At 72.4% G+C, this 24351-nt stretch carries 20 protein-coding genes and 1 riboswitch; of the genes, 11 read left to right on the top strand and 9 right to left on the bottom strand.

Annotated features, from left to right (window positions below; genetic code table 11):
- Window positions 1-39: 39 nt before the first annotated feature.
- Window positions 40-990 (bottom strand): type IV toxin-antitoxin system AbiEi family antitoxin domain-containing protein, encoded by a 951-nt coding sequence (locus tag U5C87_RS18430; RefSeq protein ID WP_330473939.1) that lies wholly within the window; start codon window positions 988-990, stop codon window positions 40-42.
- 172 nt (window positions 991-1162) lie between these two features.
- Here U5C87_RS18430 and U5C87_RS18425 point away from each other — a divergent pair, with 172 nt between their 5' ends.
- The 5 genes from U5C87_RS18425 (at window position 1163) to U5C87_RS18405 (ending at window position 6485) form a co-directional block, all read left to right on the top strand.
- Window positions 1163-1975, top strand: a complete 813-nt coding sequence (locus U5C87_RS18425; protein ID WP_330473938.1) for a thymidylate synthase — start codon at window positions 1163-1165, stop codon at window positions 1973-1975.
- A 28-nt stretch (window positions 1976-2003) separates the two neighbouring features.
- Window positions 2004-2483 (top strand): dihydrofolate reductase, encoded by a 480-nt coding sequence (locus U5C87_RS18420; RefSeq protein ID WP_330473937.1) that lies wholly within the window; start codon window positions 2004-2006, stop codon window positions 2481-2483.
- A 239-nt stretch (window positions 2484-2722) separates the two neighbouring features.
- Window positions 2723-3643: a 4-hydroxy-tetrahydrodipicolinate synthase gene (gene dapA, locus U5C87_RS18415; RefSeq protein WP_330473936.1), complete on the top strand. Its 921-nt coding sequence runs from the start codon at window positions 2723-2725 to the stop codon at window positions 3641-3643.
- A gap of 66 nt (window positions 3644-3709) precedes the next feature.
- On the top strand, window positions 3710-5395 hold the full coding sequence (locus tag U5C87_RS18410) for a ribonuclease J (protein WP_330473935.1): 1686 nt from the start codon (window positions 3710-3712) through the stop codon (window positions 5393-5395).
- Between the two features lie 7 nt (window positions 5396-5402).
- On the top strand, window positions 5403-6485 hold the full coding sequence (locus U5C87_RS18405) for an endonuclease/exonuclease/phosphatase family protein (protein ID WP_330473934.1): 1083 nt from the start codon (window positions 5403-5405) through the stop codon (window positions 6483-6485).
- A 49-nt stretch (window positions 6486-6534) separates the two neighbouring features.
- Here U5C87_RS18405 and U5C87_RS18400 read toward each other — a convergent pair whose 3' ends face one another.
- Window positions 6535-7956: an aminotransferase class V-fold PLP-dependent enzyme gene (locus U5C87_RS18400; protein WP_330473933.1), complete on the bottom strand. Its 1422-nt coding sequence runs from the start codon at window positions 7954-7956 to the stop codon at window positions 6535-6537.
- A 35-nt stretch (window positions 7957-7991) separates the two neighbouring features.
- A riboswitch (SAM riboswitch) is annotated at window positions 7992-8117 on the bottom strand.
- 223 nt (window positions 8118-8340) lie between these two features.
- Between U5C87_RS18400 and U5C87_RS18395 the strand changes: the two genes are divergently transcribed.
- Window positions 8341-11298, top strand: a complete 2958-nt coding sequence (locus U5C87_RS18395; protein ID WP_330473932.1) for an FtsK/SpoIIIE family DNA translocase — start codon at window positions 8341-8343, stop codon at window positions 11296-11298.
- A 119-nt stretch (window positions 11299-11417) separates the two neighbouring features.
- Here the strand turns inward: U5C87_RS18395 and U5C87_RS18390 are convergent, their stop codons facing one another.
- Genes U5C87_RS18390 through U5C87_RS22685 form a run of 6 tightly spaced genes read right to left on the bottom strand, consistent with a single transcriptional unit; the run spans window position 11418 to window position 19071 of the window.
- Entirely contained in the window at window positions 11418-12095 is a 678-nt protein-coding gene (locus U5C87_RS18390; RefSeq protein ID WP_330473931.1) for a response regulator transcription factor, read from the bottom strand.
- On the bottom strand, window positions 12092-14695 hold the full coding sequence (locus tag U5C87_RS18385) for a sensor histidine kinase KdpD (RefSeq protein ID WP_330473930.1): 2604 nt from the start codon (window positions 14693-14695) through the stop codon (window positions 12092-12094). Before U5C87_RS18385 ends, U5C87_RS18390 begins: the two co-directional genes overlap by 4 nt.
- Window positions 14696-14712: 17 nt before the next feature.
- Complete coding sequence (gene kdpC, locus U5C87_RS18380; protein ID WP_330473929.1) at window positions 14713-15294, bottom strand: K(+)-transporting ATPase subunit C; 582 nt, start codon at window positions 15292-15294, stop codon at window positions 14713-14715.
- Window positions 15291-17342, bottom strand: coding sequence for a potassium-transporting ATPase subunit KdpB (gene kdpB, locus U5C87_RS18375; RefSeq protein WP_330473928.1), 2052 nt, complete (start codon window positions 17340-17342; stop codon window positions 15291-15293). Before kdpB ends, kdpC begins: the two co-directional genes overlap by 4 nt.
- Window positions 17339-18985, bottom strand: a complete 1647-nt coding sequence (kdpA, locus tag U5C87_RS18370) for a potassium-transporting ATPase subunit KdpA (RefSeq protein WP_330473927.1) — start codon at window positions 18983-18985, stop codon at window positions 17339-17341. The genes kdpB and kdpA overlap by 4 nt, the downstream gene beginning before the upstream one ends.
- Entirely contained in the window at window positions 18985-19071 is an 87-nt protein-coding gene (locus tag U5C87_RS22685) for a potassium-transporting ATPase subunit F (RefSeq protein ID WP_142178494.1), read from the bottom strand. Before U5C87_RS22685 ends, kdpA begins: the two co-directional genes overlap by 1 nt.
- A gap of 101 nt (window positions 19072-19172) precedes the next feature.
- On the opposite strand from U5C87_RS22685, the gene U5C87_RS18365 reads away from it, so the two are divergent.
- Entirely contained in the window at window positions 19173-19916 is a 744-nt protein-coding gene (locus U5C87_RS18365; RefSeq protein ID WP_330473926.1) for an ion channel, read from the top strand.
- Between the two features lie 44 nt (window positions 19917-19960).
- Here the strand turns inward: U5C87_RS18365 and U5C87_RS18360 are convergent, their stop codons facing one another.
- Window positions 19961-21181, bottom strand: a complete 1221-nt coding sequence (locus U5C87_RS18360; RefSeq protein WP_443082074.1) for a dipeptidase — start codon at window positions 21179-21181, stop codon at window positions 19961-19963.
- Window positions 21182-21209: 28 nt separating this feature from the next.
- On the opposite strand from U5C87_RS18360, the gene rimO reads away from it, so the two are divergent.
- The 4 genes from rimO to U5C87_RS18340 are packed head-to-tail and all read left to right on the top strand — an operon-like array spanning window position 21210 to window position 24340.
- Entirely contained in the window at window positions 21210-22748 is a 1539-nt protein-coding gene (gene rimO / locus U5C87_RS18355) for a 30S ribosomal protein S12 methylthiotransferase RimO (protein ID WP_330473924.1), read from the top strand.
- Window positions 22745-23443 (top strand): CDP-diacylglycerol--glycerol-3-phosphate 3-phosphatidyltransferase, encoded by a 699-nt coding sequence (pgsA, locus tag U5C87_RS18350; protein ID WP_330473923.1) that lies wholly within the window; start codon window positions 22745-22747, stop codon window positions 23441-23443. The genes rimO and pgsA overlap by 4 nt, the downstream gene beginning before the upstream one ends.
- A 1-nt stretch (window position 23444) precedes the next feature.
- Window positions 23445-24026 carry a CinA family protein gene (locus tag U5C87_RS18345; RefSeq protein ID WP_330473922.1) on the top strand — a complete coding sequence of 194 codons (582 nt, stop codon included), beginning with the start codon at window positions 23445-23447 and terminating at the stop codon, window positions 24024-24026.
- A gap of 11 nt (window positions 24027-24037) precedes the next feature.
- Window positions 24038-24340 carry a helix-turn-helix domain-containing protein gene (locus U5C87_RS18340; RefSeq protein ID WP_030146525.1) on the top strand — a complete coding sequence of 101 codons (303 nt, stop codon included), beginning with the start codon at window positions 24038-24040 and terminating at the stop codon, window positions 24338-24340.
- The last annotated feature ends 11 nt before the right edge of the window (window positions 24341-24351 follow it).

The following is a 24351-nucleotide window of genomic DNA, read 5'->3' as shown; positions in this document are numbered from 1 at the left end:
GGGGCTCCCTCTGCACACGAGGCCGCCACGACGCAGGCGTCAGCCTGCTCGCTGGCGCGCGAGGAAGCACCCGGGCCGGCGGCATGGGACGGCACGACCGGTCCACCCTCGGCTCCTGAGGATCGTGTCCAGGTCGGCGGCCAGCCGGCAGGGAGCATCGGCGACCTCGAGCCAGGTCGGCCGCACCGTCAGCCAGCCGGTGACGGCGCTGTCGATGTCACGGCGCCGGTCGACGGCCTGCGCGGCCCAGCCCTCGTGTCCGAGCCGGCCGTCGACCTCCACGACGACCTTCTGAGCGTCGTAGGCCGAGTCACGGTGTCGCTGTCCCGGCGCAGGAGCCTGCCGGCGCCCGACCGGCAACCCGTGCGCGCGCTCGACGTCCCGCACGTAGCGGTGCTCCGCCGCGCTCTCGACGCCTTCTCCGACCTCGCCCAGGGCCTCCATCAGCAGGCGCCGCTGCGGCTGGCGCGACCGAGTGGCCAGGGCAGCACGCAGCTCGTCGGGCGTGCAGAGGCGCAGCTGCTGCGCCTTGGCCATCAGGGCGACAGCCCGGTCCAGGGGCGCGCCGGCCGACAGGTCGAAGACGGTGTGGGCGGCGGAGACGCGGTGTGGCCAGGCCGTGGGGTCGAGGCGTTGGTGGAACTCGCGGCTGCGCACGATCGTGATCCCGTCGCGGGTCCGTCCGGAGCGGCCGATCGGCACGACGACCTCGATCGGGTCGTCGCCCCGGTGGACGAGGGACCACGCGTGCCCGGCACTCCACCGGAACAGGGCAGCGGGGCGCCCGACGTGCAGCAGCGCTGCCGTCGCACGGAGGTCCCACCCCTCTCGGCCCGGCTCCGTGAGGTACACCCGCGGGTGCACGACGGTCCACCGACCCGAGGTGACGCGCCAGCGGATCGCCTTCTCGGTGAGTCCTGCCGCCAGTGCCTGCTCGCGCGTCACGAGGCCCGACTGTCCCCTGATGCGCGCGGCGAGCAGAGGATCCATGACCCACAGCCTCTCGGCGCCGGGGCGGCGAGGGCGACGGTCGTCCACAGCCCCGGCGCGCACCAGCACTGGGGAAGGATTCGTGTGCATCCACGGCCCCAGACGGGGCGGGCTGTGCACACGCAGGTGTCGATCGTGGGCGGGGTCGGTGGCCGGGGTTAGGCTGCGGACCGTGCGGCAGTACCTCGACCTCCTCGACCACGTCCTGACCCATGGTCAGGAGAAGTCCGACCGGACCGGCACCGGCACGCTCAGCGTGTTCGGCCACCAGATGCGCTTCGACCTCGCCGACGGCTTCCCGGCCATGACGACCAAGAAGCTGCACCTGCGCTCGATCATCGGCGAGCTGCTGTGGTTCCTGCGGGGCGACACCAACGTGCGCTGGCTGCAGGAGCGCGGCATCTCGATCTGGGACGAGTGGGCCGACGAGCGCGGCGACCTCGGCCCGATCTACGGCTACCAGTGGCGGTCCTGGCCGACCCCTGACGGTCGCCGCGTCGACCAGATCGCCAAGGTCATCGAGCAGATCCGCACCAATCCCGACAGCCGCCGCCTCATCGTCTCGGCCTGGAACGTCGCCGACGTCGACGACATGGCGCTGCCGCCCTGCCACACGATGTTCCAGTTCTACGTCTCGCCGCCCGGGCCCCACGGCCGCCGCCGGCTGTCCTGCCAGCTCTACCAGCGCAGCGCCGACATCTTCCTCGGCGTGCCCTTCAACATCGCGAGCTACGCGCTGCTGACCCAGATGGTGGCGCAGCTGACCGACCTCGAGCCGGGCGAGTTCGTGCACACCCTCGGCGACGCGCACCTCTACCTCAACCACCTCGACCAGGCGCGCCTGCAGCTGACCCGCACGCCGCACGCGCTGCCGACGATGCGCATCACGCCGGGCAAGACCAACATCGACGACTTCGACCTCGACGACTTCGAGCTCGTCGACTACGTCGCCGACCCGGGCATCAAGGCCCCCATCGCGGTCTGACCCGCGGCCGTCTGGGAGCCTTGGCGCCATGTCGACCGTGCTGCCCAACGTCACGATGATCGCCGCCGTCGGGCGCAACGGCGTGATCGGCGACGGACTGACCATGCCGTGGCACCTCTCGGAGGACCTGAAGTACTTCAAGCGCACGACCATGGGCCACCCGATGGTCATGGGCCGCCGCACGTTCGACTCCATGGGCGCTCTGCCCGGCCGGCGCAGCATCGTCATCACCCGCCAGACCGGCTGGAGCGCGCCCGGTGTCGAGGTCGCGCACTCGCTGCCCGAGGCGCTGGAGCTCGCCGCGGGTGCCGAGCAGGTCTTCGTCGTCGGCGGGGGAGAGATCTACCGCCAGGCGATGGGGTATGCCGCCCGCCTCCTCGTCACCGAGGTCGACCAGTCCCCGGACGGCTCGGTCACCTTCCCGCCGATAGACCCCGCCGACTGGGTCGAGACGGCGCGCGACGAGCACCCCGGCTACGCGTGGGTCACCTACGAACGGCGCGGCTGACACGGCATACGCAGACGTTCGGAAAAAGTCTTCGGTCCGGGCTGTAACGCCCGCCGCAGACCCGCGATGTAGGGGGTGGCGAGGCACTACTCGGACCCCCGAGCGAGTAGTGCCTCGCCATTGTCGTGCCCCCCCCCAGGGACGGCTGACAGCGCCCGTGAAGGGGCGCTGTGGGCGTCGTCTCGGCGTGGCGTGGGCGTGGCGTCGTGCCCGGTCACACGGGCGCTAACCTTGGGCGCATGGCTGACGCACCCGCCCTCGGACGTGTTCTCTCGGCGATGGTCACGCCCATGCGGCCCGACGGCTCCATCGACCTCGACGCCGCCCAACGGGTCGCGACCCACCTCGTCGACGCCGGGCACGACGGCCTCGTCGTCTCGGGCACGACCGGCGAGTCGCCCACCACCTCGGCCGACGAGAAGGACGAGCTGCTCCGGGCCGTCATCGAGGCGGTCGGCGACCGGTGCATCGTCATCGCCGGAGCCGGCAGCAACGACACCGCCAAGAGCGTCGAGTCGGTGCGCCTAGCGCATAAGGCCGGCGCGGACGCCGTGCTGGCCGTCACGCCCTACTACAACAAGCCGCCGCAGGCCGGCCTCGTCGCCCACTTCACGGCGCTCGCCGACGCCTCCGACCTGCCCGTCATGGTCTACGACATCCCGGGGCGCTCGGGCATCGCCATCGAGCGCGAGACCTACCTGCGCATCGCCGAGCACGACCGCATCACCGCCGTGAAGGACGCCCGCGGCGACCTCTGGTTCGCCGGCGCGATCATGCAGGAGACCGGCCTCGACTGGTACTCCGGCGACGACGCCATGAACCTCCCGCACTTCGTCAACGGCGCGGTCGGCTTCGTCGGCGTCACCTCGCAGGTGGCCCCGGTGGACTACCGCGAGATGGCCGACGCCGTCGTCGCGGGCCGCTGGGAGGACGCACGCGCCGTCCACCGCCGGCTCGTGCCGATCGTCGACGCCGTCATGAACGTCACGCAGGGCGCGATCATGGCCAAGGCCGGTCTCGCGCTCCAGGGCGTCATCGAGTCCCCGGCGGTCCGCCTGCCCCTCGTGCCCGCCGACGACGACCAGACCGCGCTCGTGCGTGCCGCGCTCTCGACGATCACGGCGCCCGCGGCATCCGCTGAGCGCCCGGCGGCAGGATGACCGCCCCCACGACCTCCGACCGGCGCCCGTGACGGCCCGGCAGCACCACCGAATGACAGGACACCTGTGAGCCACCCCCACCCCGAGCTGAGCACGCCCCCCGCCCTCCCCGACAACGGCCTGCGGGTCGTCGCGCTCGGCGGGCTCGGCGAGGTCGGCCGCAACATGGCCGTGCTCGAGACGAAGGGCAAGCTGCTCGTCATCGACTGCGGCGTGCTCTTCCCCGAGGACCACCACCCCGGCGTCGACCTCATCCTCCCGGACTTCAGCTACATCGCCGACCGCCTCGACGACATCGTGGCGATCGTGCTCACCCACGGCCACGAGGACCACATCGGCGCCGTGCCCTACCTGCTCAAGCTCAAGGGCGACATCCCGATCATCGGCTCCACGCTGACCCTCGCCCTCGTCGAGGCCAAGCTCAAGGAGCACCGCATCCGGCCGTACTCCATGGCGGTCAAGGAGGGCCAGCGCGAGAAGCTCGGCGTCTTCGACCTCGAGTTCGTCGCCGTCAACCACTCGATCCCCGACGCGCTCGCCGTCTTCGTGCGCACCGAGGCCGGCACGCTGCTGCACACCGGCGACTTCAAGATGGACCAGCTGCCGCTCGACGGCCGCCTGACCGACCTGCGCGCCTTCGCCCGGCTCGGCGAGGAGGGTGTCGACCTCTTCCTCACCGACTCGACCAACGCCGACGTCCCGGGCTTCACGACGCCCGAGCTCGAGATCGCCCCGGCCATCGACAAGGTCTTCCGCCACGCGGAGCGCCGGATCATCGTGGCCTGCTTCAGCAGCCACGTGCACCGCGTCCAGCAGGTGCTCGACGCCGCCGAGAAGGCGGGGCGCAAGGTCGCCATGGTCGGCCGTTCGATGGTGCGCAACATGGGGATCGCGGCCGAGCTCGGCTACCTCCGGGTGCCCGACGACATCCTCATCGACATCAAGAAGATCGACAGCCTGCGCGACGACGAGCTCGTCCTCATCTGCACCGGTTCGCAGGGCGAGCCGATGGCTGCCCTGTCGCGGATGGCCAACCGCGAGCACCGCATCGACGTCGGTCCGGGCGACACCGTGCTGCTCGCGAGCAGCCTCATCCCCGGCAACGAGAACGCCGTCTACCGCATCATCAACGGCCTGATGCGCCTCGGCGCCACCGTCGTGCACAAGGGCAACGCCAAGGTCCACGTGTCGGGCCACGCCAGCGCCGGCGAGCTGCTCTACTGCTACAACATCGTCAAGCCACGCAACGTCCTGCCCGTGCACGGCGAGTGGCGCCACATGTACGCCAACGCCCAGCTCGCCATCGCCTCCGGTGTCCCCGAGGAGCAGGTCGTGCTCGCCGAGGACGGAGTCGTCGTCGACCTCGTCGACGGGGTGGCCGAGGTGACGGGCGTCGTCGAGTGCGGCTACGTCTACGTCGACGGCAGCAGCGTGGGTGGCGCCGACGAGGCCCTGCTCAAGGACCGCCGCATCCTGCGCGACGAGGGGTTCATCACCTGCGTCGTCGTGCTCGACGCCGCCACCGGCAAGATCGCGAGCGGCCCGGAGATCACCGCTCGCGGGTTCGTCGAGGACGCCGAGATCTTCCAGCAGGTCATCCCGAAGGTCGAGCGGGCCATCGAGGAAGCCGTGGCCAAGGGTGTCAGCGACGACCAGCAGCTCCAGCAGGTCATCCGCCGTGCCGTCGGCTCGTGGGTCGGTGGCAAGATCCGCCGCCGTCCGATGATCATCCCGGTCGTGCTGCAGGCCTGAGGTGACGGTGCGCGAGGTCGACAGGGGGATCGACACGGGGGTCGACGGGGGTGCCGAGCCCGCCGGCGACGGACCGGACCAGCCCGACCACTCCGCCGGGACGGATCGGGACGAGCCCCGGCGCCAGCATCGCGGGCGCTGGGTCGACATCGCCATCGGCCTCGTCCTGGTCGGCCTCGGCGCCGTCGGGGCGCTGCGCTGGTACGACTCCACGGCATACCCCGTCGTCGTGCTCCAGACGGCAGGGCCGTTCGTCGTCGTGGGCCTCGGCCTGCTGGCGATCGCGACGCTCGTGCTGCGTCGCTGGTGGATGCTGCTCCCGGTCGTCGCCGTGCTCGCGGTGGCCGTGACCGTCGCGGCCCCGGCCTTTCGCGACACGACCTCGCCGAAGGCCGAGCGCGACCTCACGGTCATGTCGGCCAACGTGTGGATCGGGGAGGCCAACGCCGTCCAGCTCATGGATGCCGTGCGCTACCACTCCGTCGACGTGCTCGTCCTGACCGAGGCGACGCCGGCGATCCTGCGCCGTCTCGACGCCGAGGGCGCCACCGTCTACTTCTCCCAGCGCGAGGGGGTGGCGCGCGCCGGGACGTTCACCGGGACGATGGTGCTCTCGCGCTACCCGCTCACGGTGATCGACCGCGGCGCCGACCCGGCCGTCCAGGGCACCGACAGCGTCCAGCCAGAGCTCGACGTCACCGCTCCGGAGGGCACGGTCCGCCTCAAGGTCGCCCACCCCACGGCGCCGCTCCGGGGCGACACCGAGCAGTGGCGGGCGGGGCTGCGTGCCCTCGACTCGTGGAAGCAGCGGCTCGACGGCGACGAGTTGCTCGTCATGGCGGGCGACTTCAACGCAGGCTTCGGCCACCCCGGTTTCCGCGACCTCGCCGCCGGGCTCGACGATGCCCAGCGCACCGCCGGCCAGGGCTGGGTGCGCACCTGGCCGTTCGCGGGCAACCGGCTGCCGGCGTTCGCGGCGCTCGACCACCTGCTGAGCCGGGGCCTGACGGTCGTCGCGGCCGGGCAGGTCGCCTACAACCGCGCCGACCACGCGGCGGTGTGGGCGAGCTACCACCTGCCGGCGCGCTGAGGCGGGACCGCACGGACGCGGCCCCCGACGTCGCCAGGGACGTCGGTCGTCACCAGGGGCGCTCGACCTCGACGTCGCGCGGGTCGGTGCCCTCGAGGCTCCAGCCGGACTCGGTGAAGGTCCACGTGCCGTCGGTGCCGTGCTCGACGAGCCGCGCGACGGCCGCGACGAGGCGCTCGACGCCCTCGAGGGTGCTGCCGAGGCCGATGCTCGCCCGCACGGCCGTGGCGGCGCGCTCGCCCCACGGGTCCTCGAGCAGCTCGTCGACGAGCAGGTGGGCGCAGAACTTGCCGTCGCGCACGCCGATGCCGTGCTCGACGGACAGGACCTGCGAGACGAGCGAGGAGTCCCAGCCCTCGAGGGTGAAGGCGACGACGCCGACCCGGTCGCTGTCCTCGCCGAAGATCGAGAGCACCTCGACCCCGGCGACCTCGTCGAGCCCGGCGCGCAGCCGCGAGAGCAGGCGCGACTCGTGCTCCTCGATGGCCTCGCGGTGACGGGCGATCGTCGAGCAGGCCGCGGCCAGCGCGATGGCGCCGATGACGTTGGGGCTGCCGCCCTCGTGCCGTGCCGGGCCGGTGGCCCACGTCGTGCCGTCCTCGGTCACCGACCGGGTGGCGCCGCCGCCGACGAGGTAGGGGCTGCCGGCGTCGAGCCAGTCGGACCGCCCGGCGAGCACGCCGGCGCCGTAGGGGGCATACGTCTTGTGGCCGGAGAACGCGACGTAGTCGGCGTCCCACTCGGCGAGGTCAATGGTGCGGTGCGCCGACAGCTGGGCGGCGTCGACGGCGATCCGCGCGCCGTGCTGGTGCGCGAGGGCGGCGAAGCGCTCGACGGGCCAGACCTCACCCGTGACGTTCGAGGCGGCTGCGACGACGACCAGACGGTGGCGCGACGGGTGGTCGGCCAGGGCCTCCTCGAGGAGGGCCTGCGCGTCCTCGACGGTCTGCGGGACGGGCAGGCGCACGGTGCGGAAGCGGCCCCACGGCAGCAGGGTCGAGTGGTGCTCGGAGTCGAAGACGAAGACCGTCGTGCGGCTCGGCAGCGCCTTGCTCAGCAGGGCCCACGAGTCGGTGGTCGTGCGGGTGAAGACGACCGAGTCGCCCTCGCGCGCACCGACGAAGGCCGCGACCTCCTCGCGGGCCTGCTCGTACCACGTGCTCGTCAGGCGTGAGGCGAAGCCGGCGCCGCGGTGCACGGAGGAGTAGGTCTCGAGCGCGCGGTCCACCGCCGCCTTGACCGTCTCGAGCGCGGGCGTCGACGCGGCGTGGTCGAGGTTGGCGTATGCCGTCTCGCCGTGGAGGGTGGGCACGCGCAGTCCCGCGCCCACGACGGTGGGCAGCGTGCGCGACTCGGGCACCACGTGCAGGGCGCGGGTGCGCACGACGGGGGCGGGGGAGCCGCCGCAGAGGGAGGCGGCGGGGTGCGTCGAGTCAAGGGTCGAGGGAAGGGGCGAGGGAAGGACCGACATGAGGGTGCTCCTGGGTCAGGGACCCACCCGGTGCGGGTCCGCGCTTGCCGACCTCAGTTCCACGAACGGACCGAGGGCGGCCTGGTCGTCACCCGGAGCACCCCACCGCGGAGGAGGGTTGCTGGCCAGCGAGCCGGGGCTTGTCACTGGCACTCATGACCTGCGACGACGATAGGGGGACGGCTCGCGGACTGTCCACCGGTCGGTCCTCGGGTGTCGCGATCTGAGACGCGCGCAGTCGTGCGACCCCATTCGCGGAGGCTCGGCGGCCGCGCCGACCGGGCCACCCGGCATACGCGACGGGGTTGCGCCGCCGTCCAGTCGGTCGTCGCTGTTGCGCGTGTGACGCGTGAGTTCAGCGGTGCGTTGACGTACGGTGCGAGCATGGCGTCACGTCCGTCCAGCAGCCCACGCTCGAGCACCACCGCGGCAACCCGTGCCAAGGGGTCCTCCGGCGGGGCCACGTCGCGCCCGCCCGCAGCCCGGTCGACCCGGCCCGCGCAGCGCAAGCCGGCGGCCCGCAAGCCGGCCGCCAAGACCCCGACCAAGACGTCCTCCAAGGCGCGCGGCGGGGGTCTGCCCTTCCCGTTGGGCGCGATGCGCAACACGTGGATGGGCGTCTCGCACATGGCCGGGGGAGCGGTGCGCCGCGTCGGCCACAGCGCCGCCGACCTCGAGCCCGAGCACAAGCGTGACGGCATCGGCTTCTCCCTCATCGCGCTCGCGATCGTCGTCGCCGCCCGCGAGTGGTGGGGCGTCTCGGGCACCTTCGGCCAGATCGTGCACGCGGTCTTCGCCGGCACGTTCGGCCGCGTCGCGTATGCCGTCCCGCTCGTCCTGCTCGCCCTCGGCCTGCGCATGCTGCGCGCCCCGCAGGACGACGCGGCGACCAACCGCATCGTCGTCGGCACCATCGCGCTGACCTTCGCCGCATGCGGCCTGTCGCACCTCGCCGACGGCATCCCCAACCCGCCCGACGGCGCCGACGGCATGCGGGCGGCCGGCGGCATCCTCGGCTTCCTCGCCTCGAGCCCGCTCGCCGCGGCCGTCTCGACCTACGGCGCCCTCGTGCTCCTGATCCTGCTCGGGCTCTTCGGCCTGCTCGTCATCACGGCCACACCGGTCAACATGATCCCGACCCGGATGCGCCAGCTGCGCGCCCTCGTCATCGACCGCGGCCACGGCGACGACGACCACGCGCCCGACGACGCCCCTGCCGCGGCCGTCAAGCGCGCCCGCCGCAAGCCCGTCGACCTGTCCGACCGCGACGGCGACGAGGCCTTCCGCCAGGCCGCGCAGAAGGCGCTCGAGGACGACACGACGACCCGCCCGCGACCTGGTGAGAAGCGCCCGACGCCGCCCGGCCTGGTCGTGCCGCGCCCCGGTGGCGAGAAGGGTGAGCGCGTCATCGACGCCACCGACCCGAAGACGCTCGGTGCGCCCGACACGGGCAAGGTCGGCCCCAAGGCCGAGCTCATCCCGCCGCCCATGTCGGAGCTGCCGGCCCGCGTCGAGCAGCTGAGCCTCGGCGGCGACATCACCTACCGCCTGCCCGACCCCGCGATGCTGACCCCCGGCGCGCCGCACAAGACGCGCAGCGAGACCAACGACCGCGTCGTCGAGTCGCTGACCGGCGTCTTCGACCAGTTCGACATCGACGCCGCCGTCACCGGCTTCACGCGCGGCCCGACGGTCACGCGCTACGAGGTCGAGCTCGGCTCGGGCACCAAGGTCGAGCGCGTCACCGCCCTCTCCAAGAACATCGCGTATGCCGTCGCGTCGGCCGACGTGCGCATCCTCAGCCCGATCCCGGGCAAGTCCGCCATCGGCATCGAGATCCCGAACCTCGACCGCGAGAACGTCGCGCTCGGCGACGTGCTGCGCAGCCACACGGCCCGCAGCAACGAGCACCCGATGGTCATGGGTGTCGGCAAGGACGTCGAGGGCGCCTACGTCATCGCCAACCTCGCGAAGATGCCCCACCTGCTCGTGGCCGGCGCCACGGGCTCGGGCAAGTCGAGCTTCGTCAACTCGATGATCACCTCGATCCTCATGCGCTCGACGCCCGAGGAGGTGCGCCTCATCCTCGTGGACCCGAAGCGCGTCGAGCTCACGGCCTACGAGGGCATCCCGCACCTCATCACGCCGATCATCACCAACCCCAAGAAGGCCGCCGAGGCGCTCGCCTGGGTCGTCAAGGAGATGGACCAGCGCTACGACGACCTCGCGGCGTTCGGCTTCAAGCACGTCGACGACTTCAACAAGGCGGTCCGTGCCGGCAAGGTCAAGCCGCTGCCGGGGTCCGAGCGGCAAATCACGACCTACCCGTACCTGCTCGTCGTCGTCGACGAGCTCGCCGACCTCATGATGGTCGCCCCGCGCGACGTCGAGGAGTCGGTCGTGCGCATCACCCAGCTCGCGCGAGCCGCCGGCATCCACCTCGTGCTCGCCACGCAGCGACCGTCGGTCGACGTCGTCACCGGCCTCATCAAGGCCAACGTGCCCTCGCGGATGGCGTTCGCGACGAGCTCGCTCGCCGACAGCCGCGTGGTGCTCGACCAGCCCGGCGCAGAGAAGCTCATCGGCCAGGGTGACGCGCTCTTCCTGCCGATGGGCGCGAGCAAGCCGATGCGTGTGCAGGGCGCGTGGGTCAACGAGTCCGAGATCCACGAGGTCGTCAAGTTCGTCACGACCCAGCTCAAGCCCAACTACGTCGAGAACGTCACCGTCGCGGCGCCCAAGAAGCAGATCGACGACGACATCGGCGACGACCTCGACGTGCTGCTCCAGGCGACCGAGCTCGTCGTCACGACGCAGTTCGGCTCGACGTCGATGCTCCAGCGCAAGCTGCGCGTCGGCTTCGCCAAGGCCGGACGCCTCATGGACCTGCTCGAGTCGCGCGGCGTCGTCGGCCCGAGCGAGGGCTCCAAGGCCCGCGACGTGCTCGTGCGCCCCGATGACCTCGAGCAGACGCTCGCGCTGCTGCGCGGTGAGGACGTGCCGCACCCCAACGAGCCGATGGACGACGACCTCGCGGAGCTCATCGAGCCCGCAGAGCCGTATGCCGCCCCGCCGGTCGACGTCGAGCCGCCCGAGGTCTCGGCCCGCTACGCCGACGAGATCGACGTGCCCGACGTGCCCGAGGTGGCGCCGCAGCGGACGGCCGCGATCGTCGCGCAGCGTGGCGAGCAGCGCCGCGGTGACGAGGAGACGACCGCCGTGCCGACCGCCCAGTGGACGCCCGGCGACATGGCGCGCACGGTCGACGAGGACGACGAGGAGTCCGAGGACGCCTGGAACCTCACCGACCGTGGTGCGCGCGGCTATCGCGAGCGCGACTGACCCCCCCCGACCCTCCGATCTCCACCGTCGAGAGGCCACGAATGGCCCCTCTTCGACCGTCGAAAGGCCACGTTCGGCCCTTCTGAACCGTCGAGAGGCCACGAGCGGCCGGTTGGGATTCAGGGGTTGAAGCGGTAGCCGAGACCGGGCTCGGTGACGAGGTGGCGCGGGTTGGCCGGGTCGGGCTCGAGCTTGCGGCGCAGCTGGTTGGCGTAGACGCGGAGGTAGTTCGACTCCCGGCCGTAGGACGGGCCCCAGACGGCGCGCAGCAGGTCCTGCTGCTGCACGAGGTGTCCCGGCTCGCGGCACAGCGCCTCGAGCAGGCGCCACTCGGTCGGGGTGAGGCGCACGTCCTCGCCGCCGACCGTCGCGCGCCGCTCCGCGAAGTCGAGCCGGAAGTGATCGGTCGTGACCGGTTCGAGGTGCCGCCCGGCGTCGCCGCCCCGGCGGACGGCGGCGCGCACCCGCGCGAGGAGTTCCTCGACCCCGAAGGGCTTGGTGACGTAGTCGTCCGCCCCGAGGTCGAGCGCCTCGATCTTGTCGTCGGACTCGTGCCGGGCCGACAGGACGATGACGGGGACGACGGACGTGGCACGGATGCGACGCAGCACCTCGGTGCCGTCGAGGTCGGGCAGGCCGAGGTCGAGGATGACGACGTCGGGCGCGTCCTCGGCGACCGACTGCACCGCGGTGCGGCCGTCGGCGGCGGTGACGACCTCGTTGCCGTGGGCGCGCAGCGCGATCGTCAGGGTGCGCTGGAGTCGGGGGTCGTCGTCGACGACGAGCACTCGGGTCACGCGTCCTCCTCCTGGGCGGTCTCATGGGCGGTGCGGTCGGTCGAGGTGATCCCGTCACCCACGTGGTGGTCGCCATCACCTCGACCCGGTGGCGGGGTCGGGGTCAGCGGGAGCTCGACGACCATGGTCAGGCCGCCGCCGGGGGTGTCCTCCGGCGCGAGCGAGCCGCCCAGGACGGTCATGAGCCCGCGGGCGACGGCCAGTCCGAGTCCGAGTCCGTCGCCCTGGGGGGCGTCACCGACGCGCTGGAACGCCGCGAAGATGCGCTCCTTGTCGGCGTCGGAGACCCCCGGCCCGCGGTCGATGACCCGCAGCTGCACGGTGTCGCCGATGCGGCCGGCCGTGATGCGCACGTCGGCGTCGCCGCTGTGCCGCAGGGCGTTCTCGACGACGTTGGCGAGCACCCGGTCGAGCAGGCCGAGGTCGGTGCGCACGAGGGGGAGGTCCGTCTCGAGGTCGACCTCCACGCGTCGCGGGTCCGAGGTGGTGCGCACCGTCGATACGACGGCGTCGAGAAGGTCGATCGAGTGGTGGTGGGCTCGCACCGCACCCGTCTCGAGGCGCGAGAGGTCGAGCAGGTTGCCGATGAGGGCGTCTAGGCGGTCGGCGCTCTCCTCGACCGACTCGAGCAGCTCCGCCTCGTCCTCGGCCGGCAGGTCGAGCCCTGACTGGCGCAGCGTCGAGACGCCGGCCTTGATGCTGGCGAGCGGAGTCCGCAGGTCGTGCGAGACGGCGGCCAGCAGCGTCGTGCGCGCGGCGTTGTCACGGGCGAGACCGGCGGCCTCGCGCGCGGTGCGGACGAGCTGCTCGCGTCCGTGCAGGATCGCGGCGTGGGCGGCGTACGCGTTGACGACGCGCTGGTCCTCGGCGGCGACGGGCGGCCCGTCGAGGAGCAGGTGCACGCCGTCGTCGACGGTGACGTCGAGCGCCCACCCGTGGTCGGTCGGCAGCTCGCTGCCGGGCTGCAGGTGCGGGTCGGTCGAGGCCACGACGGTGGGCGGCCGGTTGTCGTGGGCCTCGGTGAGCACCGCAGCGCGCATGCCGAGGTCGCTCCGGGCGCGGTCGAGCAGGGCGGGCAGCGGCCGTGGCTCCGCGAGCAGGTCCCGGCTCATGGCCGCGAGCGCCGTCGACTCCCTCTCGGCGGAGATGGCCTGCTCGGTCCGGCGGGCGGCGACGTTGACCACCGACGAGACGGCCATGGCGACGAGGACGAAGACGGCGAGCGCCAGGGCGTTGGGCGGGTCGCTGATCGTCAGCGTGCCGCGGGGCTCGGTGAAGAACCAGTTGACGACGAGGGAGCCCACGACGGCGCAGAACAGGGCGGGCCAGATGCCGCCGACGAGGGCGCAGACGACGGTCAGTGCGAGGTAGAGCAGGAGGTCGAGCGAGAGGGTGTGGCCCTCGCGCGTCGCGACGAGCACGCCCGTCAGGGCGACGAGCGCGACGACGGCGAGCAGGAGCCCGGCGACGACGCGCCGGATGGGCAGGCCCGTGGCGCGCGAGCGACGGCGTCCGACCTTCGAGCCCTCGTGGGGCACGAGGTGCACGTCGATGTCTCCCGAGCCGTCGGCCACCTCCGAGGCGATGCTCGGTCGCAGGGTCTGCTGCCACCGTCCGCGCCGGCTCACCCCGACGACGATCTGGGTGGCGTTGACGCCGCGGGCGTGGTCGAGGATCGCCTCGGCCACGTCGTTGCCGGCGACGTCGTGGAACTCGGCCCCTAGGTCCCGGGCCAGGCGCCGCAGCCGGGTCAGGACCGCCGGGTCCGTCGACGCGAGCCCCTCGGCCGACCGGACGTGGCAGGCGATGAGGTCGCCGCCGGCGGCCCGCGTGGCGATGCGGGCCCCGCGGCGCAGCAGGGTCTCGCTGCCGGCGCCGCCGGTCAGCGCGACGACGACACGCTCGCGCGCGGGCCACGGCTCGTGGATGCCCTGGTCGGCGCGGTAGCGCTCGAGCGCCTCGTCGACGCGGTCGGCGAGCCACAGCAGCGCGATCTCGCGCAGCGCCGAGAGGTTGCCGATGCGGAAGTAGTTCGACAGCGCGGCGTCGACCCGGTCGGGCCCGTAGATGTTGCCGTGCGCCATGCGGCGGCGCAGCGCCTCCGGTGACATGTCGACGAGCTGCACCTGGTCGGCACGGCGCACCACCTCGTCGGGGACGGTCTCCTGCTGGCGGATGCCGGTGATCGACTCGACGACGTCGTTGAGCGACTCGAGGTGCTGGATGTTGACGGTCGAGATGACGTCGATGCCGGCGTCGAGGATCTGCTCGACGTCCTGCCAGCGCTTCTCGTGCCCCGAGCCGCCTCCGACGTTCGTGTGGGCGAGCTCGTCGACGAGCACGACCTCGGGCCGGCGCGCGAGCACCGCATCGACGTCGAGCTCGGTCAGCCGGCTTCCGCGGTGCTCCACCGTGCGGCGGGGTAGCACCTCGAGCCCCTCGGCGAGCGCCGCGGTGTGGGCCCGGCCGTGGGTCTCGACGTAGCCGACGACGACGTCCGTGCCGCGCTCGAGGCGGCGGTGCGCCTCGTCGAGCATCGCGACCGTCTTGCCGACTCCCGGCGCCGCACCGAGGTAGATCCGCAGCGAGCCACGCCCCATGCGGTGATCCTCTCAGGTCACCCCGCGCTCGGCGCCGAGAGGCGCGCGAGGGCGAGGTTGAGCTCGAGGACGTCGACCCGCGGCTGGCCGAGGAAGCCGGCCGTGCGTCCCTGCGTGTGCTCGTCGACGAGCTGGCGTATGCGTGCTGCGTCGACCCCGCGAGCCGCGGCGACGCGCTCGACCTGGGTCACGGCATACGCAGGGGAGATGTGCGGGTCCAGCCCGCTCGCTGAGGCGGTGAGCGCGTCGGCGGGTGCTGTGGCTGGGTTCAGCCCGGCGGCCCGCGCCCGGTCGGCGACCGCTGCGTCGAGCTCGGCGCCCGGACCGAGGTTGGTGCCACCGCTGGTCTCCCCGGAGTGATCGCTCGCGGACGGCCGCGAGTGGAACCACTCGTCGCCCGTCCACTGCTGGCCGAGCAGGCTCGACCCGACGAGGCGCCCGCCCGAGGCGACGAGGGAGCCGGCGGCCTGGTCGCGCGCGACCACCTGCCCGACGCCCCACACGGCCGCGGGGTAGAGCACCCCGAGCAGCACGGTGAGCACGAGCATGGCCCGGAGGCCGGCGAGGGACTGCTTGAGGACGTTGTTCACGGGTCTCATACCATTCCGGGGAGGTGGCTCACGACGAGGTCGATCAGCTTGATGCCGATGAACGGCGCGATGACGCCGCCGACGCCGTAGACGAGGAGGTTGCGTCGCAGCAGGGCAGTGCTGCCGGAGGGCCGGTAGCGAACCCCTCTCAGCGACAGGGGAATCAGCGCGATGATCACGAGCGCGTTGAAGATGACGGCCGAGAGCATCGCCGACTTCGGCGTTGCCAGACCCATGACGTTGAGGGCCTCGAGCCCGGGGAAGAGGACGACGAACATCGCCGGGATGATCGCGAAGTACTTCGCGATGTCGTTGGCGATCGAGAACGTCGTCAGGGCCCCGCGGGTGATGAGCAGCTGCTTGCCGATCGAGACGATGTCGATGAGCTTCGTCGGGTCCGAGTCGAGGTCGACCATGTTGGCCGCCTCCTTGGCCGCGGACGTGCCGGTGTTCATCGCGACGCCGACGTCGGACTGGGCGAGGGCCGGGGCGTCGTTCGTGCCGTCACCGGTCATCGCGACGAGGCGGCCGCCCTCCTGCTCCTGCTTGATGAGCGCCATCTTGTCCTCGGGAGTGGCCTCGGCGAGGAAGTCGTCGACGCCGGCCTCGGCCGCGATGGACTTCGCCGTCAGAGGGTTGTCGCCGGTGATCATGACGGTGCGGATGCCCATGGCGCGCAGCTGGGCGAAGCGCTCCTTCATGCCGGGCTTGACGACGTCCTTGAGGTGCACGACGCCGAGGACCCGGGGCTGCTCGCCGGGGCGTGCGGAGGCCACGACGAGCGGGGTGCCGCCCGCGCTCGCGATCGCGTCGACGATCGTCAGCACTCCCTGGGGCACGTGGCCCTCGTGGTCGGCGACCCAGCGGCACACGGCGTCCGACGCACCCTTGCGCACGGCGGTGCCGTCGGGCAGGTCGACGCCGGACATGCGGGTCTGCGCGCTGAACTCCACGAAGCTCGCTCCGTGCCGGCGCAAGCCGTCGAAGCGGACGCGCGTGTCGTCGGGCAGCCCCGTCGCCGCGAGCTCCACGATCGAACGCCCCTCGGGCGTCTCGTCGGCGAGCGAGGACAGGTAGGCCGCCTCGGTGATCTCGGCCTCGTCGAGGTGCGGGGCCGCGAGCAGCTCGGTGGCACGGCGGTTGCCGAACGTGATGGTCCCGGTCTTGTCGAGCAGGAGGGTCGACACGTCGCCGGCGGCCTCGACGGCACGCCCCGACATGGCGAGGACGTTGTGCTGCACGAGCCGATCCATGCCGGCGATGCCGATGGCCGAGAGCAGCGCGCCGATCGTCGTCGGGATGAGGCAGACGAGGAGGGCGACGAGCACGACGACCGACTGCGCCTGCCCGGAGTAGACCGCGAGCGGCTGGATCGCCATGACGGCCAGGACGAAGATGATCGTCAGCGTCGTGAGCAGGATCGTCAGCGCGATCTCGTTGGGGGTCCTCTGCCGGGCGGCACCCTCGACGAGGGCGATCATGCGGTCGATGAACGTCTCGCCCGGCTTCGTCGTGATGCGCACGGTGATGCCGTCCGAGAGCACCGTCGTGCCGCCGGTGACGGCGCACCGGTCGCCGCCCGACTCGCGGATGACCGGGGCGGACTCGCCCGTGATCGCGGACTCGTCGACCGTGGCCATCCCCTCGACGACGTCTCCGTCGCCGGGGATGACCTCGCCGGGCCGCACGACGACGACGTCGCCGATCGTCAGCTCCGACGCCGAGACGGTCTCGAGCGAGCCGTCGGCCCCGCGACGACGTGCGGTGGTCGTCGTGCGAGCCGCTCGCAGGGTGGCGGCCTGCGCCTTGCCGCGCCCCTCGGCGACGGCCTCGGCCATGTTGGCGAAGAGGACCGTGGCCCACAGCCACAGCGTGACGCTCCACGCGAACCACGACGGGTCGACGACGGCGACGACGGTCGTGAGCAGCGAGCCGACCCACACGACGAAGACGACGGGGCTGCGCCACACGTGGCGCGGGTCGAGCTTGCGCACGGCCTCGGGGGAGGTCGCGACGAGCTGCCGCGCCAGGACACCGAGGGACATCGAGCCGGTCATGAGAGAGCCTCCGCGAGGGGACCGAGGGCGAGGGCTGGGAAGAACGTGAGTCCGGTGACGACGACCGCCACCCCGACGAAGAGCCCTGCGAACGTGGGTGTGTGGGTGGGGAGGGTGCCGGCACTGGCGGGCCGGCGTCGCTGCGCGACAAGGGAGCCCGCGAGGGCCAGCACGAGGACGATGGGCACGAAGCGGCCGAGGAACATGCAGAGGGCCAGCGTGAGGTTCGTGCACGGCGTGTCCGCCGAGAAGCCCGCGAAGGCGCTGCCGTTGTTGTTCGCGGCCGAGGCGTAGGCATACATCACCTCGGTGAGCCCGTGCGGTCCCGACGCGAGCATCTGGGACGTGACGAGCGGCGCGACCATGCCGATGCCGGTGAAGACGAGCACGAGCGCCGGCATGACGAGCAGCGCGAGCGCGGTCAGCGTGATCTCGCGCCGGCCCACCTGCTTGCCGAGCAGCTCGGGCGTGCGGCCGACCATGAGGCCGGAGATGAAGACCGTCAGCACGGCGAGCAGCAGGGCCCCGTAGAGCCCCGACCCGACGCCGCCGGGCGACACCTCGCCGAGCATCATCGAGAAGAGCACGCCGCCGCCACCGAGCGGACTGAAGCTCTCGTGCATCGAGTTGACGGCACCCGTCGAGGTGCCCGTCGTGCTGGCGGCGAAGAGCGCCGACGGCCACACCCCGAAGCGCAGCTCCTTGCCCTCGAGCCCGCCCAGCCGGCCGGAGGCCGCGCTCACCTCGGCCCACGTCACCGCCGCGACCATGAGCCCCCACAGCGTCGCCATGAAGCCCAGCACGGCCCACCCCTGGCGGCGGTCGCCGACGAGGATGCCGTAGGTCCGCGGCAGCGAGAACGGGATGGCGAGCAGCAGGAAGATCTCGACGAGGTTCGTGACCGCGTTGGGGTTCTCGAACGGGTGGGCCGAGTTGGCGTTGAAGTACCCACCGCCGTTGGTGCCCAGCTCCTTGATGGACTCCTGCGACGCGACGAGGCCGCCCTGGACGACCTGCGAGCCGCCCGAGAGCGTCGTGACGGTCGTCGGCGGGGCGAGGTTCTGGATGACCCCGCCGAGCAGCAGCACGACCGCGCCGACGAGCGCGAGCGGCAGCAGCACCCGCACCGTCCCGCGCACGAGGTCGACCCAGAAGTTGCCGATCCGCGAGCCGCTCGACCGCGCCAGGCCTCGCACGAGCGCGACTGCCACGGCGAGCCCGACGGCGGGGGAGACGAAGTTCTGCACGGTAAGCCCGAGCGTCTGGACGAGGGGCGAGGTGCCGGACTCACCGGCATACGACTGCCAGTTCGTGTTCGTCACGAAGGAGACGGCCGTGTTGAGCGCCGTGTCGAGGTTCATCGACGCTCCCCGCGCGAGCGGCAGCACGCCCTGCAGCGCGATGAGCGCGAAGAGCAGGACGATGCCGACGACCGAGAAGCCGAGGACGGCGACGGCATACGTCGTCCACCGCTGCTCGGAGGAGGGGTCGACGCGGCACAGACGGTAGACGAGGCGCTCGACGCGCCAGTGCCGCTCGTCGGTGAAGACCCGGGCCATCCACGACCCGAGGGGCACGTGGACGGCGGCGAGGGCGGCGACGAGGACGGCGACGGTGAGCAGCCCGCTGGCGGTGTCGCCCATCAGAAGCGGTCCGCGTGGAGGAGGACGTGGACGAGGTACGCCAGCACGGCGACCCCGACCACGAGCAGGAGGACGTTGGTGAACATGCCTCCTTCCTAGGGCGGCCCGTCGCCCCCGCCGGCGCCGTTGACCTCGCGCTGACGGCTCTTGACGCCTTCTTGACGGGGTCGCCACTAGAGTCCGAGTCGTGAGTGCGTCGCTGGAGCTCTGGCCGTCATCGCCCCGTCGTGCGGGGCCGCCGTCGAGGCTGGATCGTCTGCGCCGCAAGGTCACCGAGCTGCCGTGCGCCCTGCTGCTCTTCGTCCAGCTCGCGGCGCTCGTCGCCTACCCGTTCGTCGAGACGCGCGCCGGTGACGTCCGTGAGACCGGTCGGGCGATCTTCGGCCTCATCGGCCTGCTCGTGCTCTTCCTCGCCGTGCGTGCCGTGCGGGCGACGCCGGCGCTGACGTGGGTGGCGGCCGTGCTCGGCGGTCCCGTCGTGCTGCTGACGATCGCCGAGGCAGTGTGGACCGACAACACGACGATCGCCTTCTGGAGCTCGCTGCTGCACGCGCTCTTCTACTTCTACACGGGCTACGGCCTGCTGCGGTACATGTTCGCCGACAACTGGGTGACCCGCGACGAGCTCTATGCCACCGGTGCCACCTTCACCGTCGTGGCCTGGGGCTTCGCCTACCTCTACGTCGCGGTCCAGATGCTCTGGCCGAACTCGTTCACCATCTACGGCGAGGTCGACCCGGGCACGCGCACGTGGTTCGAGCTGCTCTACCTCTCGATCACGACGATGACCTCGACCGGCCTGTCCGACATCATCGCCGTCGAGCCCCACGCGCGGGCGTTCGTGCTGCTCCAGCAGATCACGGGCATGCTCTACGTCGCGCTCGTCGTCGCCCGTCTCGTCGGGCTCACGATCGCCCGCTTCCGCCAGTAGCCGGCTGCGCCACCGAGGGCGTATGCCGTGTGCCCGGGTGGCGCTCAGGCCGTCCCGTCGAGCTCGGCGAAGGTCTTGAGGCTCGGGGCGCGGGTGGTCTGCAGGTCGCGGGACACCGCCTCGACGTCGCGCATGACCCGGAGGGTGTTGCCGCGGACGAGCTTGGCGACGTCGGCGTCGGACCACGATCGCTCGAGCAGCGCGGCGACCAGGCGCGGGTAGCCGCTGACGTCCTCGAGGCCCACGGGGAAGGTGTCGGTGCCGTCGTAGTCGCCGCCGATGCCGACGTGGTCGATGCCGGCGACGTCCCGCACGTGCTCGACGTGCGCGACGACCTGCTCGAGGGTTGCGTCGGGCTTGGGGTGCGCGCCCTGCCAGGTGGCGGTGAACCGGCCGAAGGCCTCCCAGTCGCGGGCCTCGACGCCGACCTCGGCGGCCGCGGCCGCCGCCTCGACGCGCCAGGCGGCGGTGGCGGGGGAGACGAACTCGGGCACGAAGGTCACCATGCACACGCCGCCGTTGGCGGGGAGCGCCGCGAGCACGTCGTCGGGCACGTTGCGCGGGGTGTCGCACAGGGCGAGCGCCGAGGAGTGGCTGAAGATCACGGGCGCGTCGGTGGTCTCGAGCGCGGTGCGCATCGTCGTCTCAGCGACGTGGCTGAGGTCGACCATCATGCCGAGACGGTTCATCTCGCGCACGACCTCGCGGCCGAACTCGCTGAGGCCGCCGACGACGGGGACGTCGGTCGCGGAGTCGGCCCAGGGGGTGTTGTCGTTGTGCGTCAGGGTCAGGTAGCGCACGCCGAGCACGTGGAGCAGCCGGAGCGTGCCGAGCGAGCAGCCGATCGAGTGGCCGCCCTCGGCCCCGAGCAGCGACGCGAGCCGCCCCGTCGCGGTGGCCGCCTCCACCTCGTCAGCCGTGCGCGCGAGGGCCAGCCGGTCGGCATACGACCCGATCATCCGGTGCACGCCGTCGACCTGCTCGAGGGTCGCGACGACGGCCGAGTCGCCCTGCAGGGTGCTCGGGACGAAGACCGACCAGAACTGCGCCCCGACCCCGCCCTCGGCCAGTCGCGGCAGGTCGGTCTGGGTCGTCGTGAGCCGGCTGCCGATGTCGAGGGCGTCGAAGTCGTAGCGGGTCTGCTCGCGGGCCTCCCACGGGAGGTCGTTGTGCCCATCGACGAGCGGGTGCTCGCGGAGCAGGTCGCGCGCCCTCGCCAGCAGGTCGTCGTGGCCGAGGGGGGCGGTTCCGAGCATGTCGGCCATTGAACACCCCGGCCTCTAGAGTGGACGCATGACCCCTCCCCACCCGAGCGCCGACAGAAGCGTCGCACTCGTCACCCTCGGGTGCACGCGCAACGAGGTCGACTCCGAGGAGCTGGCCGGACGGCTGCTCGCGGAGGGCTGGCGTCTCGTCGACGACGCCGCCGAGGCCGACGTTGCCGTCGTCAACACCTGCGGCTTCGTCGAGCAGGCCAAGAAGGACTCCATCGACGCCCTCCTCGAGGCCTCCGACCTCAAGGGCGACGGCGGTCGCACCCAGAAGGTCGTCGCCGTCGGCTGCCTCGCCGAGCGCTACGGCAAGGAGCTCGCCGACCAGCTGCCCGAGGCCGACGCGGTGCTCGGTTTCGACTCCTACCGCGACATGAGCACGCACCTGCAGACGATCCTCGCGGGCGGCCACGTCGAGAGCCACACGCCCGGCGACCGCCGCACGCTGCTGCCGCTGACCCCGGCCAAGCGCCAGGAGGGTGCGGGCGGCGTCGCGCTGCCCGGTCACGGCGACCACGACGGCGACCACGGCGACCACGGCGATCACGGCGACACCCAGGGCGCGACCGACGGCGACGTCCGGCCCGACCTCGCCGACGCCGGCGTGCCGACGCCCGCCACCGGCCCCCGCGTCATCCGCGCCCGCCTCGACGGTCGCCCGTGGGCACCGCTCAAGATCGCCTCGGGCTGCGACCGCCGCTGCTCGTTCTGCGCCATCCCGATGTTCCGCGGGGCGTTCCTGTCCCGCCGCCCGGCCGACATCATCGCCGAGGGCCGCTGGCTCGCGCAGCAGGGCGTCAAGGAGCTCTTCCTCGTCTCCGAGAACTCCACGTCCTACGGCAAGGACCTCGGCGACCTCGGGCTGCTCGAGAAGCTGCTGCCGGAGCTGACCGCCATCGAGGGCATCGAGCGCGTCCGCGTCTCCTACCTCCAGCCGGCCGAGATCCGCCCGGGCCTGCTGCGCGCCATGGCCGACACGCCCGGCGTCGTGCCCTACTACGACATCTCCTTCCAGCACGCGTCCGAGCCGCTGCTGCGCTCGATGCGCCGCTTCGGCTCGCGCGAGGCCTTCCTCGAGCTGCTCGGTCGCGTCCGCGCCGACGCCCCGCACGCCGGCATCCGCTGCAACGTCATCGTCGGCTTCCCCGGCGAGACCGAGGCCGACCTCGACGAGCTCGAGGCCTTCCTCACCGAGGCCCGCCTCGACGTCGTCGGCGTCTTCGGCTACTCCGACGAGGACGGCACCGAGGCCGAGGGGTATGCCGGCAAGCTCGCCCCCGAGGTCGTGGCCGAGCGCCTCGACCGCTTCACCCGCCTCGTCGAGGAGCTCAACGCCCAGCGCGCCGAGGAGCGCATCGGCGAGCGCGTCGTCGTCCTCGTCGAGGAGATCGACGACGAGGAGGGCACCGTCATCGGCCGGGCCGACTTCCAGGGTCCCGACGTCGACGGGGTCACCATCGTGCACGTCCCGGAGGGCGCCCCGGCACCCCAGGTCGGCGACCTCGTGCCGGCCGTCGTCGTCGGCACCGAGGGGATCGACCTCGTCGCGGAGCCGCGATGACGCCGCAGACCTTCCACCGGGGGGAGGGGCCCGCGCCCCGGCCCACCGACTGGAACCTGCCCAACGCCCTGACGGTGCTGCGCTTCCTGCTCGTGCCCGTCTACGCCGTGCTGCTCTTCCAGGACGGCGGCCACGAGCCGTGGTGGCGCTTCTGGGCGTGGGTGGTCTTCGCGCTCGCGGCCGTGACCGACGGCGTCGACGGCAAGATCGCCCGACGCCGCGGTGAGATCACCAACTTCGGCAAGGTCGCCGACCCCATCGCCGACAAGGCCCTGACGGGCACGGCCTTCATCGGCCTGTCGGTGCTCGGGGTCGTGTGGTGGTGGGTGACCGTCGTCATCCTCGTGCGCGAGATCGGCATCACGGTGCTGCGGTTCGTCGTCATCCGGCACGGCGTCATGCCCGCCGGCCGCGGCGGCAAGCTCAAGACGATGCTGCAGACGCTGGCCCTCGGCTCGCTGACCCTGCCGCTGTGGGTCTGGCCCTTCGGTGACGTGCTGACGACCATCGCCTACGTCCTGCTCGGTGCGGCGCTGGTCATGACCGTCGTCAGCGGGGTCGACTACGTCTTCAAGGCCGCCCGCCTCCGGGAGACGAGCGAGCGCACCCGCACGCGGCGTGCGGCTCGGGCGGCCCGCGCTGCGGCGCCGGCGCAGCCGGAGGCACCCACCGAGCGGACGGCGAAGCGGGACTGACGTGGGCGTCGACGACACGCCGGGGTCGCTGCTCGTGGCCCGTCTGACCGGCGCCGGACAGACGCTGGCGTGCGCCGAGTCGCTGACGGCCGGGCTCGTGGCCGCCACGGTCGCCGACACCCCGGGTGCCTCCGTCGTCCTGCTCGGCGGCGTGGTGGCCTATGCCGCGCAGGTCAAGACGCTGCTGCTCGACGTGCCCACCGAGCTCATCGCCCGGGTCGGCACGGTCGACCCCGCCGTCGCGGTCGCCATGGCCGAGGGCGTACGCCGTCGGCTCGGTGCCACGTGGGGCCTTTCCACGACGGGCGTTGCCGGTCCCGGACCCTCGGAGGGCAAGCCCGCCGGCACCGTGCACGTCGCCGTGGCGGGGCCGTCGGGAACAGCGACGCGTGCGCTGCGGTTGAACGGGACCAGGGCCGAGATCCGCTCGGCCACGGTCGACGCGGTGCTCCGGCTCGCGGTGGAGGAGACGGGCGCCACGCGCCGAACTCCTGCGCCGCCGTGGGAGCCTCGGGGTACGGTAGGGCTGTCGGGCCACCCCGGCCGTGACCCCGCACCGGACCACACGACACCAGCGACCTGAAGGAGGACGGCATGACGACACTGTTGCGACGCGAGCTCGGTGACGTCCTGCGCGAGCGCCGACGCGCTCAGGGCCGCACCCTCCGCGAGGTGTCCGCGACGGCCTCGGTGTCCCTCGGCTACCTCAGCGAGGTCGAGCGCGGGGAGAAGGAGGCGTCCTCGGAGCTGCTCGCCTCGATCTGCGGCGCGCTCTCGCTGCCGCTGTCCCAGGTGCTCATCGACGTCTCCAGCCGGATGGCCGAGAGCGAGGGGCTCGCGCCGACCGTCGCGCTGCCCGTCCCCTCCGGTGACGTGGTGTCGGCCTCCGCCGCCTGATCGTCTACCGT

Origin of the sequence: Terrabacter sp. C0L_2, from assembly GCF_036352015.1 — a bacterium.
In the GTDB taxonomy this organism is placed as follows: Bacteria; Actinomycetota; Actinomycetes; order Actinomycetales; family Dermatophilaceae; genus Terrabacter; species Terrabacter tumescens.
This window is presented reverse-complemented; position numbering and strand designations above follow the sequence as displayed.

What these genes read in the sequence shown, in the direction of transcription:
- rimO (WP_330473924.1), top strand. Translation starts at nt 21,210, where the DNA reads ATGACCCCTCCCCACCCGAGCGCCGACAGAAGCGTCGCACTCGTCACC.
- U5C87_RS18360 (WP_443082074.1), bottom strand. Translation starts at nt 21,181, where the DNA reads ATGGCCGACATGCTCGGAACCGCCCCCCTCGGCCACGACGACCTGCTG.
- U5C87_RS18385 (WP_330473930.1), bottom strand. Translation starts at nt 14,695, where the DNA reads ATGGGGCGTGGCTCGCTGCGGATCTACCTCGGTGCGGCGCCGGGAGTC.
- kdpA (WP_330473927.1), bottom strand. Translation starts at nt 18,985, where the DNA reads ATGGGCGACACCGCCAGCGGGCTGCTCACCGTCGCCGTCCTCGTCGCC.
- U5C87_RS22685 (WP_142178494.1), bottom strand. Translation starts at nt 19,071, where the DNA reads ATGTTCACCAACGTCCTCCTGCTCGTGGTCGGGGTCGCCGTGCTGGCG.
- U5C87_RS18430 (WP_330473939.1), bottom strand. Translation starts at nt 990, where the DNA reads ATGGATCCTCTGCTCGCCGCGCGCATCAGGGGACAGTCGGGCCTCGTG.
- U5C87_RS18340 (WP_030146525.1), top strand. Translation starts at nt 24,038, where the DNA reads ATGACGACACTGTTGCGACGCGAGCTCGGTGACGTCCTGCGCGAGCGC.
- U5C87_RS18400 (WP_330473933.1), bottom strand. Translation starts at nt 7,956, where the DNA reads ATGTCGGTCCTTCCCTCGCCCCTTCCCTCGACCCTTGACTCGACGCAC.
- pgsA (WP_330473923.1), top strand. Translation starts at nt 22,745, where the DNA reads ATGACGCCGCAGACCTTCCACCGGGGGGAGGGGCCCGCGCCCCGGCCC.
- U5C87_RS18395 (WP_330473932.1), top strand. Translation starts at nt 8,341, where the DNA reads ATGGCGTCACGTCCGTCCAGCAGCCCACGCTCGAGCACCACCGCGGCA.
- kdpC (WP_330473929.1), bottom strand. Translation starts at nt 15,294, where the DNA reads ATGAGACCCGTGAACAACGTCCTCAAGCAGTCCCTCGCCGGCCTCCGG.
- kdpB (WP_330473928.1), bottom strand. Translation starts at nt 17,342, where the DNA reads ATGACCGGCTCGATGTCCCTCGGTGTCCTGGCGCGGCAGCTCGTCGCG.
- U5C87_RS18420 (WP_330473937.1), top strand. Translation starts at nt 2,004, where the DNA reads ATGTCGACCGTGCTGCCCAACGTCACGATGATCGCCGCCGTCGGGCGC.
- dapA (WP_330473936.1), top strand. Translation starts at nt 2,723, where the DNA reads ATGGCTGACGCACCCGCCCTCGGACGTGTTCTCTCGGCGATGGTCACG.